Raw genomic sequence first — 13,498 nt, 5'->3', positions numbered from 1 at the left:
GTCAGGCGCGGGGCCTTAGTTGGCCGGGGCCATGGTCACGCCGCGCTCTTCGAAAAAGGCGATGGCACCGGGGTGATAATCGACACCGGGATAGGCCTTGTAGGCGGTCTCAAGATTGATCGCGCCAAGCGGCGGATAGGCCCCTGCGATGGCATCACGCTGATCGAAGATCACCGCCATCAGCGCCTTGACCTGATCGTCCGAGACATGCGCCCCGGCGACCAGCACATTGTCCCAGGTCACAAAGGCCATAGGTTCCTTCACGCCGACGCGGACCGGGGCCGGTTCGATATCGGCAAAATAGAAGGCCGGCCGCACCTTCTGGATCGCGGCCAGGGTGTCGTCATTGGCCTCGACCGTCAGAAAGCGCACGCCCCCGACCGAGGCATCCACCTCGGCCACCTTGGGACCGCCGAGGGCGAAGAACGCGCTGTCGACCCGTCCAGACGCCATGTCGTCAGAGCCCCGGATCAGTTCCGGCACAGGCACCTGTTTGACGTCGTCCCAGGTCAGTCCGCCCGCCGCCAGGATCGCCGAGATATGCGCCCGCGCAATCGGGAAGGCATCCCAGCCCGACGGCACGCTTTTGCCCGCCAGATCCGCGACCGAGGTCATGCCGCTGCTTTCCTTGACATACAGCCCGACCGGGAAGGGGTTGATCCGAGCCACCACGCGCAATTCGGGCATGGACATGGTGTATTCGCCGGTGCCGCTGACCGCCGTGATGACGTCATTGACGTCGTTCAGCGAGAATTCGGCCAGCTTGTCGTTCACCGCCTGCATCATCTGGGCATTGCCGCCATAGGGCTGCACGACGAAGCGCCCGCCGCCGCTTTCACGGGCCTGCCCGGAAATCACCGTGGCCATGGTGTTCCAAACCGATCCCTGCGGCGGGGTCGAAAAGGACGAGACCTGCGCCGATGCCATGCCGCCGATGAGGGTCAGCGCGGCGGCGGCCAGTGCGCCCCGGGTGTTGATCTTGATGAATGCCATTGTGGTTCCTCCCTTATGCATCCTCAATTCAGTGACTTATTCGGCGGCCGCGACGGGCCGGATCAGCGCCTGGCGGTCGATCTTGCCGGTGCCGGTCTTGGGCAGTTCGGCAACGAATTCGACCAGCTTGGGCGATTTGTAGGGGGTCAGGACGGATTTGACGTAGTCGCGCAGCAGCTTGACCTGCGGCGCGCCCGCCTCGGCCCCGTCACGCAGCGCCACAACGGCGCGCAGCACGGTGCGCCGATCGGCCTGCTGTTCGGCCAGAACGCAGCATTCGTAGACATCCGCGTGTTCGTTCAGGCAGCGTTCGACCTCGAGCGGCCAGACCCATTGCCCGGAGACCTTCACAAGGTCGTCGGCGCGGCCCTGGAAGTAATAAAATCCGTCCCGCTCGATGAAACGGTCCCCGGTATAGATCCAGTCTCTGCGCATCGTGTCGGCGGTCTTGTCGGGCCGGTTCCAATAGGTCGGAGCCGAGGAATGGCCGCGCACGAACATCACGCCCTCTTCCCCCGATTTGGCGGTCTGGCCTTCGGGCGTTTCCAACCGGATCTCATACCCGGGAACGCGTGCGCCGGCGGCTCCGATCCGGTGATCGTCCAACATGTTCGACAGGTAGATGTGCAACATCTCGGTCGAGCCGAGCCCCTCGGTCGGACCGTGACCCACAAGATCCTTCCAGGCCGAATAGATGTCTGCCGACAGCGTTTCTGCGGCGGACATCGATTGCCGGATCGACGACAGATCGCGGGACGTCACACCATCGGATTTGGCGACGGCGGTGTACAGCGTCGGCAGCCCGAACAGTACCGTGGGCCGGTAGGCTTCGATGGCATCCAGCACCACCTCGGGACGCGGCTGGCCCGGCATCAGCAGAACTGCGGCCCCAACGGCAAAGGGAAAGACCATGGAATTGCCGAACCCATAGGCGAAATAGGCCTTTGGCACGGAATAGCAGATGTCCTGCGGCGTCAGCTTCAGCACCTTCGCGCCAAAGCTGTCCTGAATATAGCCCGCGTCATGGTGCAGGTGGACGATCCCCTTCGGCCGCCCGGTCGAGCCCGAGGAATACATCCAGAAGGCCATGTCGTCCGGGCCCGTGTCGGCGCAGTCCAGCGTGTCGGGGCGGTCGGCCAGGATATCCGCAGCCGCGACATGGCCATCCTGCACAGGCGCGCCATTGACCACGATCGTGGTGGTCAGGGCGGTGCCCGCAACCGTCGCCCCGGTGAAGATCCCCGAGGCATCGGCATCCACCAGCGCATAGCGCGCGCCACTGTCGACCAGAAAATAATTTAGCACCTCGGCCGGGGTCTGGGTGTTCAGCAGCACCGGGACAAAGCCCGCACGCACCGCCCCGAAGAAGGCCGCGGGAAAGGCCGGCGTATCATCAAGGAAAAAGGCGATCCTTTCGCCCCGCGCCAGCCCGAGGGCCGTGAATGCCTGGCCCCATTTAGCGGCCTGGGCGATCAGCTCGGCATAGGTCAGGTTGCCCTGAGGGCCGGTGACGGCCAGCGCATTTGGGTTGCGTGACAGGTTCTGCCACAGGATGTCCGAGCAATTGGCATGCGCCGCGCGATCAAAGCCGATCTCGGCTGCGCCGGGGACATCATCCCCGACCGGGTCCTTGATCGAGGTCGCAAAAACCTGTGCCGTGTTTACCGACATTGAATCCTCCCAGTCCATTTCAGGCCAGTTCATTTCAGGTGATCCGCCATGCGGGCGGATGGCCCTTCAGCCGACAGCGGCCTTTTCGGCCTCGTATCGGGCGGCAAAGCCCGGCGCGATCTGGCGCAGCCTGTCTTCCGTCATCCGACCCGAGCGCATCAGGTAGTCATGCGCGAAATCAAGCGGTTCCAAGTGCATCTTGGCCCCAAAACCGTCGTACCAGCTGGCCGAGGTATTGGCGGCGCGCACAATCTTGTGGGCGATCGGCGGGCGGCGATCCTGATAGGCTGCAAGCGCCGCGTCCACATCGTCGAATTCCGCCAGGGCATCGACCAGGGCGATGGCATCCTCCAGCGCCAGGCGTGTTCCCGACCCGATCGAGAAATGCGCCGTATGGACCGCATCCCCCAGAAGCGCATAGCGCCCCGACACCCAGGTCTCGCACCACAGCCGGGGAAACTGCCGCCACATCGATTTGTTGGTGATCAACTGCGTGCCTTTCAGCACATCGGCGAATAGGTCGCTGCACAGGCGCGCGCTCTCGTCCTCGTCCATGCCGTCAAAGCCCCAGGCTTTGTAGGTCGCATCCTCGCATTCAACGATAAAGGTCGAGCGGTCGGGCGCGAACCGGTAATGGTGCGCGTTCATCGGACCGTGCTGCGTCTTGATGAACGTCTGGGTCAGCGTATCGAAGGGCACCGTGGCCCCGAACCAGGCGAAGTGGTTGTCGAAGAACTCCATCTTCGGGGCGAACTGAGCCTCCAGACTGCGCCGGACCAGCGAATTCAGACCATCCGCACCAACGATCAGGTCACCATCCAACTGGCTCAGATCCGCGATCTGGGTGGCAAAGCGGATGTCGACGCCCAGGCCGCGGGCCCGGTCCTTGAGGATCTCGATCAGTTCAAGCCGCCCGATGGCGGTGAAACCCACCCCATCCAGCGTGACACTGTCGCCCGGCAGGTTCAGCGTCATGTTCCGCCACCGCTCCATATGCGGGAGGATCAGGTCATGGGTCTCGGGATCGTCGGCGCGCAGGAATTCCAACGCCTGATCCGAGAAGACGACGCCAAAGCCAAAGGTCGCGCCTTCGGGGTTCTGCTCGGTCACGCGGACGTTCACATGTGGCATCCGCCGACGCAGCAGGATCGCTGTATAGAGCCCAGCCGGACCCCCACCCAGAATGTCGACTGTCGCGAGCTGTCCCATGGTTCCTCCCCCAGTGTCTCCACGCTTGCTTAAGGCACACTTAACGTTCATCATTACGCAAACACAATCACTATTTGGAACAATCGAAATGCATGAATCCAGCTTTAACGTCCGTTTCGGAGACTGTGATCCAGCCGGTATTTCATTTTATCCCAACACCTTCCGCTGGATTGACGCCACCTTTCACGACCTTCTAAAAAATTTCGAAGGCCACGCAATTTTGTGTGAAAAACTGGATGCGAAGGGGCTGGGGCTGGCCAGTGCGGATGCGCAATTCCGCTCTCCTCTCACCGACGGGGACCTGCTGCGCGTCACGCTTGAGATCGAAAAATGGGGCCCGCGGTCGGTTACGATTCGCTACACCGGCCACGTCGGATCCCGGCTGGCCTTCGAGGCAACCGAGGTGCGCTGCCTTTTCAAGACCGGTGAGCGCGGTGTATTTGCAGCCCCCATGGATGCGGTGCGGAAGATTCTCGAGGAGGGCACAGATGGCTGATGCAGAAAGTAGCGGCCCGGGGCTGAAATCGCTGGATGCGGCACTTGGGGTGCTGGCACAGATGGCGCGGGCCGACGGGGCACAGTCGCTGTCGGATATCGCACGCGCCAGCGGCATGCCCAAAAGCAAGGTGCATCGCTACCTCGCCTCTTTTGTGGCGGCGGGACTGGCGCAGCAGCACGGCCGTTCGGGCCTGTATGACCTGGGCAAAGAGGCGATCCACCTGGGTCTTGCCGCCCTGGCGCGGCATGATTTCGTCAACCATGCGGCCGAAGATCTGCCGGATCTGGCGCGGCGGTCCGGCATGACGGTGCTTCTGTCGGTCTGGGGGAATGACGGCGCGACGGTCGTCAGATGGGAACGCGGGGCATCGCCTGCGGTGACCTCCATGGGGTTGGGAACAACGCTGCCGCTGTTGAATTCGGCCACCGGCCGGGCGTTTCTGGCCTGGGCCCCCGACGGTGCCATCGACCGGATCCGTGAACAGGAATTGCGCCGCGCCGCGCGCAACCCGTCGCTTCTGCCCGATGTCCCCGCCACCCGCGCAGGACTGAGAGAGCTGACAACCAAGGCGCGCGCGGATGGCTATACCTCGGTCGACGGTCAGTTCGTGCCCGGCCTTGTGGCCATCGCCGCGCCCATCCTTGACTGGCAGGACGAAGCGCAGGCCGTGATCTCTTTGATCGGGGTTGCGCCCGAGACGCGGATGCCCGGCTCGCCCGAGTTGAAGATGCTGATGGCCTATTGCGCCGAAAAGTCGGTGCCGACCCAACCCTCGGCCTAGGTGTTTCGCTTGTGCGGGACAGGTATAGGCAAGCAAAAGGCGGCAGCGATCCAGGATCGCCGCCGCCTTTGTCATGACGAGAAACCTGTCGGGATCAGCCGATCCGGTAGTTCGGGCTTTCGCGGGTGATCTGAACGTCGTGCACGTGGCTTTCCTTCAGGCCCGCGCCGGTGATCTGCACGAACTGGCAGTTCTTGCGCATCTCGTCGACGGTGGCACAGCCGGTATAGCCCATGGCTGCGCGCAGGCCGCCGACCAGCTGGTGGATCACCGCGCCGGCGCCGCCCTTGTAGGGCACCTGGCCTTCGATCCCTTCGGGCACCAGCTTGTCGCTGGCGGCGTCCTTCTGGAAATACCGATCGGCCGAGCCGCGCGCCATCGCGCCCAGGGACCCCATGCCGCGGTAGGACTTGAAGGACCGGCCCTGGTACAGGATCACCTCGCCCGGGGATTCATCCGTGCCCGCGATCATCGAACCGACCATCGCGCAAGAGGCCCCCGCCGCAATCGCCTTGGCAAAATCGCCCGAGAACTTGATGCCGCCATCGGCAATGACCGGCACGTCGCCCGCCGCACCGGCGCAATCCATGATCGCGGTCAGCTGGGGCACGCCCACGCCCGCAACCATGCGGGTGGTGCAGATCGAACCTGGCCCGATGCCCACCTTGATCGCATCTGCCCCGGCGGCGATCAGCGCCTTGGTGGCTTCGGCCGTGGCGACGTTGCCGGCGATGACCTGAACCTCGTTCGACAGTTTCTTGATGCGGGTCACGGCCTCGAGCACGCCGGCGGAATGGCCATGCGCGGTGTCGACCACGACGATGTCGACGCCCGCGTCGATCAGCGCCTCGGAGCGTTCAAAGCCCGCGTCGCCCACGCCCGAGGCGGCAGCAACCCGCAGACGGCCCAGGTCGTCCTTGCAGGCGGTCGGGTTCAACACCGATTTCTCGGTGTCCTTCAGGGTCAGAAGACCCGTCAGCTTGCCCGCGCCATCGGTGATCAGCAGCTTTTCGATCCGACGCTCGCGCATCATCTCGATCGCCTTCTGACGGTCGGCGGGTTCGACCAGAACGGCCAGGTTGTCGCTGCTCATCATGACGGAAACCGGGGTTTCGTCCTTCTGGGCAAAGCGCATGTCGCGGTTGGTCACGATCCCCACGACGCGGCGGTTTTCGTCGACCACCGGGAAGCCGGTGAACCCATAGCGTTCGGTCAGCGCCTTGGCATCGGCCAGGGTCTGATCGGGGCGCAAGGTGACGGGGTTGTAGACGATCCCGGATTCGAACCGCTTGACCCGGCGGACCTCGTTGGCCTGTTTCTCGGCGTCCAGGTTCTTGTGGATCACCCCCATGCCGCCGGCCTGGGCCATGCAGATGGCCATGCGCGCTTCGGTCACCGTATCCATGGCCGAGCTGAGAAGCGGAATGTTCAGAGAGATCGATTTGGTGACGCGCGTGCGTGTATCTGCGGTCGAGGGCAGCACGGTGGACGCAGCCGGAACCAGCAGAACGTCATCAAATGTCAGGGCCGCGCGAATCTCCATGGGGTCTCTCCTTGGATGGGATCACTTGGCGCTTCCCTATTACATGGATGCCGGATGGGGAAAAGGGGGGAATCTCGGGCGAACGGCCGCAGGCCCGCCCCATTGGCGCATGTGCGGCCCTGCGCCCCGATCTGGGGCGAAGGCGTCCCGTTCGTGCCCGGGGGCCAGGCCTGTGCAGATCAGGGGGCGGCGGCCTTCAGCGCATGCGACACCGGGGCCAGGGCCACGCGGCTGGCGCGGTCGGCCAGCCCCCAGATCAGCAGCGCCTCGATCGTGTCAGGGCGCAGGCGGGTGACCAGGATCACGCTGCCCTCGACCCCGGCCTTGAAGGCGGAATTGTCCAGGAACCGCCGGATGACGGATGCATTCTGCCCTTCGGCATCAAGGTCGCGGAAGATAGTCGCGGCTGGCACGCCCTTGCGGCTGGCCAGCTTGCGGGTGGTGTCGAGCCCCTGGGGATAAAGCAGCACCCCATGACCCGAGGTCTCGAGGATCGAGGCCAGCTGTTCCCCGATCGCACGCCCCGCCTGCAGGGCCGAGGTGCCCTCTGCGGAGGGGGCCTCCATCACCGCGACGACCTGGTCCATGCGCGCCAGCCAGTCCTGCGCGGCAACGGAAAGATCCTGCGGGGTCGCGCCCCGGGGCAGGTCGACCAGGGCCAGGACCTCGTGCCCTTCGTTGCGATAGCGGCGCATGGCCTCGGGCGCGTCGGGGCGGCTGACCGGCACCGCGATGGACAGCGGATAGGGGAAACTGTCGGGCAGCGGGATGCCGGCAGTGCCATCGTCGATCATGACGATCGACAGGATGGGCTTGCCCTCGGGGTTGTCGAAGGGCGCGGCGAAGCGATCGATCGGGGCGGTATCCGTCGCCGGGGCGGGATCCGGGGTGGGCTCTGTCAAGGCGACCTCGGGGGCCTCGGGCGCGGGATCGGTGCGGTCGATGATGCGAATGCCGGGGGTGCCGGGCAGGCTTCTGGCCACGGGATCCTCGGCCGGGGTTTCCGTCTGGGGTTCAATCGGCGTTTCGGTGGTGGGCAGACGGGGGCGTGCGGGCGCGGCTTCGGTCGTCGTGTCCGGGGCAGTTGGTTGTGGCGCAGGATCAGCGCTGGCCGAAGGGGGGGCTGTCGGTGCCGCGGTCTCTGCGTCGGCGGGGGCGGCTTCGGTCATCGCCTTTGGGCTGGGGGCCTCAATGGGCGCGGTCTCAGACACCTTTGGTTCCGCAGGGGCTTCAGCGCCGGATTTATCACTGGCCTCTGCACTGGCCTCTTCTGTGGGCTGCTCCATACCGGCGGGCTCATCCAGCGCGGCAGGCGCGCTCTCTTCGCCCGTGTCCTGCGCCTTGTCCGCAGGGACATCCCCCGTGGACACCGGCCCCGTGGACACCGGGGGAACCGCCGGGTCGGCGGGGGTCTGCGGCAGCGCCTCGGGGGTGCGGGCGGTGGCGGGCGGCGCGTCGGGCGCGGGCGTCACCGTCATGTCGTCCAGATCGGCCGAAGGAAAGCCGGTGATCGCCGCATCGGGCGCCGCGCGGGGCGGCTGTGGCGTTTCGCGGTCGACCAGGGCAAGCGTGTCGCCTGCCGGGGCCTCGGGCGTCATGGCCTGCGGGCTGGGCAACACCGGCGCGATCGGCGTAGGGGCGGCCACATCGGAGGAAGGCGCGGCATCCGGGGCCTCGGCCAGCGGTGCGACCGGGGCGGCCAGTTCGGGCGTTTCGCCCCCGGTGCGGGTATCGGCGTCCAGCGCGGCGGTGTCTTCGGGCGTGGGGCCCTGCGGCTGGGTCACGGCGCGCCCTTCGGGGCTGACCGGGGCCTCGATCGGGGTCGGAAGGCGGACGGGCAGATCGGCGCGGGCATCGTCAAAGGCCGCGCCCTCGGGCACCAGGGGCAGCGTGGCGGTCGGCGGGCCGGACCGGTGCAAGGGAATGGACAGCGACAGGATCGCGCCGATGGCGAGCGCCAGGGCCAAGCCCCAGATCCCCCCCTGGATGATACCGCGTAGCACGTCTCTGCTCTCCTTCTGCCGGCCGGGCCGGTCTTGTCCTGTCCCCTGCCGGGACCCGCGCACCTGGGATCCCTGCCCCGCACCCGTGCCCCTTCGGGCCCTGCCCCGGGCCCATCTTTTGCACCGCCTGCTCCCGGTCCTTTCCTCGGTCCGGGCCCGGTCATTATTGGCCGCGCCCCATCTAGGGCCGCCCTGCTGCGGGCGCAAGCCAGCGCCGCCTGCCTTGCGGGCGGTCCCCGCCGCCTCCATGCGGCCCCAATGCAGCCCCGAACCCGCAGGGATAACCCCCGGTCGGCAAAGCGATTTGCGCACGCCCGCAGACATGATACCACGTAAACCGCCCCTTGCCAGAGGCCCGTTCGGCTGGCATGGCGGAGGCAGTTGACCCGGGACCGCCCCTTGGCCACGAATAGGCGGCAAAAGCCGCCCCAAGCGGCGGTTTGAACGGGACTTGACGGCGGAAGGACCAAAAAATGAGCGATGCGCTGAAACCGATGATCGCGGCCGCCCCCGAGCGGGCGCTGACACGCGACGAGGCCGAGACCGCCTTTGACCTTCTGTTCGAAGGTCAGGCCACCCCGGCACAGATCGGCGGGCTGCTGATGGCGCTGCGCACCCGCGGCGAAACGGTCGAGGAATACGCCGCCGCCGCCCGCGTCATGCGCGCCAAGTGCAACCCGGTCACCGCGCCCGACGGCGCAATGGACATCGTCGGCACCGGCGGCGACGGCAAGGGCACACTGAACATTTCCACCGCGACGGCCTTTGTGGTGGCGGGCGCGGGCGTGGTCGTGGCCAAGCACGGCAACCGCAACCTGTCGTCGAAATCCGGCGCGGCGGATGCGCTGAGCCATATGGGGATCGAGGTCATGGTCGGCCCCGAGGTGGTGCAAGAGGCGCTGGATACCGTCGGCATCGGCTTCATGATGGCGCCGATGCATCATCCGGCGATCCGTCACGTCATGCCTGCCAGGCAGGAACTTGGCACCCGCACGATGTTCAACATTCTCGGGCCGCTGACCAACCCCGCCGGGGTCAAGCGTCAGCTGACCGGGGCGTTTTCGCGTGATCTGATCCGGCCGATGGCGGAAACGCTTGCCGCGCTCGGGTCGGACCGGGCGTGGCTGGTGCATGGTTCGGACGGCACGGACGAGCTGACGATCTGCGGCGTCTCCTGGGTGGCGGCGCTGGAGGAAGACAGCACCATCCGCGAGGTTGAATTGCACCCCGAGGACGCCGGCCTGCCCGTGCATCCGTTCGAGGCGATCCTGGGCGGATCCCCGGAAGAAAACGCCCGCGCCTTCCGGGCGCTGCTGGCGGGCGAGGCCTCGGCCTATCGCGACGCGGTGCTGCTGAATGCCGCCGCCGCGCTGGTGGTCTCGGGCAAGGCTTCTGACCTGCGGACGGGTGTCGAGATGGCGCGCGAAAGCATCGACAGCGGGGCCGCGCTGCGCAAGGTCGAAGGGCTGGCGGCGATCACCAAGGGCAAAGGCAAGGTCTGATCGTGCCGGGCCTGCCGCCGATCCCCGGCCCCTGGGCCGATCTGCCGTTCTTTTCCGATGCCTACCCGGCGATTGCCGCGCAGCTGACCGGGCCGGACATCCTGCCCCCTGCGGAACAGCGGCTTGCCGCGCTGGACCTGTGCCCGCCCGAGGCCTGCCGCGTGGTGATCCTGGGTCAGGATCCCTATCCGACCCCCGGCCACGCCCATGGGCTGGCCTTTTCGGTGGAACCGGACGTGCGGCCCCTGCCCCGGTCGCTGAACAATATCTACAAGGAAATGCAGGACGATCTGGGCGGCGCGCCGGTCAATGGCGACCTGCGGTTCTGGGCCCGCCAGGGGGTGCTTCTGCTGAATTCCTCGCTCTCCGTGCCCGCCGGTCAGGCCGGGGCGCATGCGAAACTGGGGTGGTCCGCGTTGACCCGGCAGGTGCTGGCGCGGCTGTCGGACCGGCCCCGGGCCTTCGTGCTCTGGGGCGGTCATGCGCAGAAATTCCGCGACGCCATCACCGGGGACGGCCACCTGATCCTGGCCTCGGCCCATCCCTCACCGCTGTCGGCGCGGCGCGGATTTTTCGGTTCCCGACCATTTTCATCGGTGAACAACTGGCTTAGGACACAAGGGGACACCCCGATCGACTGGATAGGCAGCACATGACCGAAACCGTTCTGGACCGCATCAAGGCCTACAAGCTGGAAGAGATTGCCGCCGACAAAGAGGCCAAGCCCCTGTCGGAGGTCGAGGCCGAGGCCCGCGATGCCGATCCCGTCCGCCCCTTTGGCGAGGCGCTGAACCGTGCCATGCGCGGCGGCTATGGGCTGATTGCCGAGGTCAAGAAAGCCTCTCCCTCCAAGGGGTTGATCCGCGAAGACTTTGACCCGACCACGCTGGCGGCGGCCTATGCGGCGGGCGGGGCGACCTGCCTTTCGGTGCTGACCGACACCCCCAGCTTCCAGGGTGCCAAAGACTTCCTGGTGCAGGCGCGCGGGGCCTGCGACCTGCCGGTGCTGCGCAAGGATTTCATGTACGACCCCTACCAGGTGGCCGAGGCGCGGGCGCTTGGCGCGGATTGCATCCTGCTGATCATGGCCTCGCTGGAAGACGGACAGGCGGCCGAGCTTGAGGCCGCCGCCTTCGACTGGGGCATGGACGTGCTGATCGAGGTGCACAACGCCGAAGAGCTTGAGCGCGCGACACAGCTGAAATCGCCGCTTCTGGGCATCAACAACCGCAACCTGAAGACCTTCGAGACGACGCTGGACACCACCCGCGAGTTGTCGCGCCGCGCGCCCGAGGATCGCATCCTGATTTCCGAAAGCGGGCTGTTCACGCCCGAGGATCTGGCCGACATGGCGCAATATGGCGCGCGCTGTTTCCTGATCGGCGAAAGCCTGATGCGTCAGGAAGACGTGGAACAGGCGACGCGCAGCCTTCTAGCCAATCCGGCGGGCGGCATGGGCCAGGGCACGGGTCTTTAAGCGGGGTTTTGAACCCCTCGAACCATCGCTGAAACAGAGAGGAAGATCATGAGCCTGACGCATTTCGACGGTGCCGGACAGGCGCATATGGTCGACGTCTCGGACAAGCCCGACACCGATCGCATCGCCGTGGCCGAATGCCATATCCGCATGTTGCCCGACACGCTGGCGCTGATCGAAAGCGGCAGCGCGAAGAAGGGTGACGTGTTGGGGATCGCGCGGCTGGCGGGGATCATGGGGGCCAAGAAGACGTCGGACCTGATCCCGCTGTGTCACCCGCTGCCGATCACCAAGGTGACGGTCGATCTGGTGCCCGATGCCGCCCTGCCCGGCGTGCGGATCGAAGCCAGCGTCAAGACCACCGGCAAGACCGGCGTCGAGATGGAGGCGCTGAGTGCCGCCTCGACCGCGGCGCTGACCGTCTATGACATGTGCAAGGCCGTGGACAAGGCGATGGAGATCGGCGGGCTGCGGGTCCTGCTGAAGGACGGCGGCAAGTCCGGCCGTTACGAAGCCGCCCCCGACGCGAGCCCTAGAGGGGGAGAGCCCGCATGATCTCGGTCACCGAGGCGCTGGATCGGCTTTTTGCGCTGTCCTCTCCGCTGCCGGCGGAGGATGTTCCGCTGATCCGCGCCTCGGGTCGGGTTCTGGCCCAGGCGATCACCGCGCGGCGTGACCAGCCGCCCTTCGCGGCATCGGCCATGGATGGCTACGCGGTGCGGGGCGCGGATCTGTCGCCTGGTGCCGTGTTCGACGTCATCGGGGAAGCCGCCGCCGGTTCGGGGTTCACGGGTCAGGTCGGCCCCAGTCAGGCAGTGCGGATTTTCACCGGCGCGCCGGTCCCGCAGGGCGCTGATCGGGTCGTCATCCAGGAAGACGTGACCCGAGAGGCCACGCGCATTACCGTGACCGGCGACTATGGCGAGGGCACCAACATCCGCCCCGCCGGCGGGGATTTCCGCATCGGCGATCGGATTGAAGCCCCGCGCCTGATCTCTCCGTCCGATGTGGCGCTGATGGCCGCGATGAACATTCCGCAGGTGCCCGTCACCCGCCGCCCCCGCGTGGCCGTGATCGCCACCGGGGATGAGCTTGTCCAACCCGGAGAGACGCCGGGCCCGGATCAGATCGTGGCCTCGAACTCCTACGGTCTTCAGGCGCTGTTCATTGCCGCCGGGGCCGAGGTGCGGCTGCTTCCGATCGCCCGCGACCGGATCGACAGCCTCGAGACGATTTTTGCCCTGACACAGGACGGCCCTGCCCCGGCGGATCTGATCGTGACCATTGGCGGCGCGTCGGTCGGGGATCACGACCTGGTGGCCCGCGCCGCGCAGGGCATCGGGATGGAGCAATCCTTCTACAAGGTCGCCATGCGGCCGGGCAAACCGCTGATGGCGGGGCGACTGGGCGATGCGGTGATGATCGGGCTGCCGGGCAACCCGGTCTCGGCCATGGTCTGCGGCCATCTGTTTGTCGTGCCGGTGCTGCGGCACATGCTTGGGCTTGGGGCCGCCCCCGCCCCGCGTCTGCGCGGTGTCCTGGCTGCGGATGTCGCCGCGAATGGCCCGCGCGAACACTATATGCGCGCCCACATCACGCCCGAAGGCATCCTGGCCGACGCCCGCCAGGACAGCGCCCTTCTGTCCGTCCTGTCCGGGTCCGGCGCGCTTCTGGTGCGCCCGCCCCATGCGCCTGCGGCCAAAGCCGGGGATGCGGTCGACTATCTGCCGCTTTGACCGCCTGCGCCTGCACGGCGGGGTCCGGGCGGTGCCTTTGACGACAGCCCCCGATCCGACGTCGCCCCGGCGAAACCGGCCCAG

12 protein-coding genes are annotated in these 13,498 nt (G+C 66.6%); 7 read left to right on the top strand and 5 right to left on the bottom strand.

Features of this window, described 5'->3' with window-relative positions; all coding sequences use genetic code 11:
• Positions 1–15: 15 nt before the first annotated feature.
• The 3 genes from BMX99_RS05315 to BMX99_RS05305 all read right to left on the bottom strand — a co-directional run bounded on the left by BMX99_RS05315 (position 16) and on the right by BMX99_RS05305 (position 3,873).
• Positions 16–993 (bottom strand): TAXI family TRAP transporter solute-binding subunit, encoded by a 978-nt coding sequence (locus tag BMX99_RS05315; protein ID WP_093448116.1) that lies wholly within the window; start codon positions 991–993, stop codon positions 16–18.
• A 36-nt stretch (positions 994–1,029) separates the two neighbouring features.
• On the bottom strand, positions 1,030–2,664 hold the full coding sequence (locus BMX99_RS05310; protein ID WP_212632871.1) for a benzoate-CoA ligase family protein: 1,635 nt from the start codon (positions 2,662–2,664) through the stop codon (positions 1,030–1,032).
• A 66-nt stretch (positions 2,665–2,730) separates the two neighbouring features.
• Positions 2,731–3,873, bottom strand: coding sequence for an FAD-dependent monooxygenase (locus BMX99_RS05305; RefSeq protein WP_093448503.1), 1,143 nt, complete (start codon positions 3,871–3,873; stop codon positions 2,731–2,733).
• Positions 3,874–3,961: 88 nt separating this feature from the next.
• Here BMX99_RS05305 and BMX99_RS05300 point away from each other — a divergent pair, with 88 nt between their 5' ends.
• Together BMX99_RS05300 and BMX99_RS05295 are read left to right on the top strand one after the other, a co-directional pair.
• The gene (locus BMX99_RS05300) at positions 3,962–4,369 is read left to right on the top strand and encodes an acyl-CoA thioesterase (protein WP_170848777.1); all 408 of its coding nucleotides are present in this window, start codon (positions 3,962–3,964) and stop codon (positions 4,367–4,369) included.
• Positions 4,362–5,153, top strand: coding sequence for an IclR family transcriptional regulator (locus BMX99_RS05295; protein WP_093448108.1), 792 nt, complete (start codon positions 4,362–4,364; stop codon positions 5,151–5,153). Before BMX99_RS05300 ends, BMX99_RS05295 begins: the two co-directional genes overlap by 8 nt.
• A gap of 94 nt (positions 5,154–5,247) precedes the next feature.
• Here BMX99_RS05295 and guaB read toward each other — a convergent pair whose 3' ends face one another.
• A complete protein-coding gene (gene guaB / locus BMX99_RS05290) occupies positions 5,248–6,696 on the bottom strand; it encodes an IMP dehydrogenase (protein WP_093448105.1) in 1,449 nt (482 codons plus the stop codon).
• A gap of 179 nt (positions 6,697–6,875) precedes the next feature.
• Entirely contained in the window at positions 6,876–8,699 is a 1,824-nt protein-coding gene (locus BMX99_RS05285; RefSeq protein WP_139199435.1) for a divergent polysaccharide deacetylase family protein, read from the bottom strand.
• A 473-nt stretch (positions 8,700–9,172) separates the two neighbouring features.
• Here BMX99_RS05285 and trpD point away from each other — a divergent pair, with 473 nt between their 5' ends.
• From trpD to BMX99_RS05260, 5 genes are read left to right on the top strand one after another with little or no spacing between them, the layout of a single operon-like run.
• Positions 9,173–10,201, top strand: a complete 1,029-nt coding sequence (gene trpD, locus BMX99_RS05280) for an anthranilate phosphoribosyltransferase (protein WP_093448098.1) — start codon at positions 9,173–9,175, stop codon at positions 10,199–10,201.
• Between the two features lie 2 nt (positions 10,202–10,203).
• Positions 10,204–10,857: a uracil-DNA glycosylase gene (locus BMX99_RS05275; RefSeq protein WP_093448096.1), complete on the top strand. Its 654-nt coding sequence runs from the start codon at positions 10,204–10,206 to the stop codon at positions 10,855–10,857.
• A complete protein-coding gene (trpC, locus tag BMX99_RS05270; protein WP_093448093.1) occupies positions 10,854–11,678 on the top strand; it encodes an indole-3-glycerol phosphate synthase TrpC in 825 nt (274 codons plus the stop codon). The genes BMX99_RS05275 and trpC overlap by 4 nt, the downstream gene beginning before the upstream one ends.
• A 48-nt stretch (positions 11,679–11,726) precedes the next feature.
• Positions 11,727–12,233, top strand: coding sequence for a cyclic pyranopterin monophosphate synthase MoaC (gene moaC / locus BMX99_RS05265; RefSeq protein ID WP_093448090.1), 507 nt, complete (start codon positions 11,727–11,729; stop codon positions 12,231–12,233).
• Positions 12,230–13,414 (top strand): molybdopterin molybdotransferase MoeA, encoded by a 1,185-nt coding sequence (locus BMX99_RS05260; protein ID WP_093448087.1) that lies wholly within the window; start codon positions 12,230–12,232, stop codon positions 13,412–13,414. Before moaC ends, BMX99_RS05260 begins: the two co-directional genes overlap by 4 nt.
• Positions 13,415–13,498: the final 84 nt, after the last annotated feature.

Origin of the sequence: Pseudooceanicola nitratireducens (genome assembly GCF_900109195.1) — a bacterium.
In the GTDB taxonomy this organism is placed as follows: Bacteria; Pseudomonadota; Alphaproteobacteria; order Rhodobacterales; family Rhodobacteraceae; genus Pseudooceanicola; species Pseudooceanicola nitratireducens.
Note: the sequence above shows the minus strand (reverse complement) of the source record. Positions and strands in the feature narration are given on the sequence as shown.

Bases quoted from the DNA above. Each gene is read 5' to 3' on its own strand.
- BMX99_RS05310 (WP_212632871.1), bottom strand. From the start codon at position 2,664: ATGTCGGTAAACACGGCACAGGTTTTTGCGACCTCGATCAAGGACCCG.
- trpD (WP_093448098.1), top strand. From the start codon at position 9,173: ATGAGCGATGCGCTGAAACCGATGATCGCGGCCGCCCCCGAGCGGGCG.
- BMX99_RS05295 (WP_093448108.1), top strand. From the start codon at position 4,362: ATGGCTGATGCAGAAAGTAGCGGCCCGGGGCTGAAATCGCTGGATGCG.
- BMX99_RS05300 (WP_170848777.1), top strand. From the start codon at position 3,962: ATGCATGAATCCAGCTTTAACGTCCGTTTCGGAGACTGTGATCCAGCC.
- guaB (WP_093448105.1), bottom strand. From the start codon at position 6,696: ATGGAGATTCGCGCGGCCCTGACATTTGATGACGTTCTGCTGGTTCCG.
- moaC (WP_093448090.1), top strand. From the start codon at position 11,727: ATGAGCCTGACGCATTTCGACGGTGCCGGACAGGCGCATATGGTCGAC.
- BMX99_RS05305 (WP_093448503.1), bottom strand. From the start codon at position 3,873: ATGGGACAGCTCGCGACAGTCGACATTCTGGGTGGGGGTCCGGCTGGG.
- BMX99_RS05260 (WP_093448087.1), top strand. From the start codon at position 12,230: ATGATCTCGGTCACCGAGGCGCTGGATCGGCTTTTTGCGCTGTCCTCT.
- trpC (WP_093448093.1), top strand. From the start codon at position 10,854: ATGACCGAAACCGTTCTGGACCGCATCAAGGCCTACAAGCTGGAAGAG.
- BMX99_RS05315 (WP_093448116.1), bottom strand. From the start codon at position 993: ATGGCATTCATCAAGATCAACACCCGGGGCGCACTGGCCGCCGCCGCG.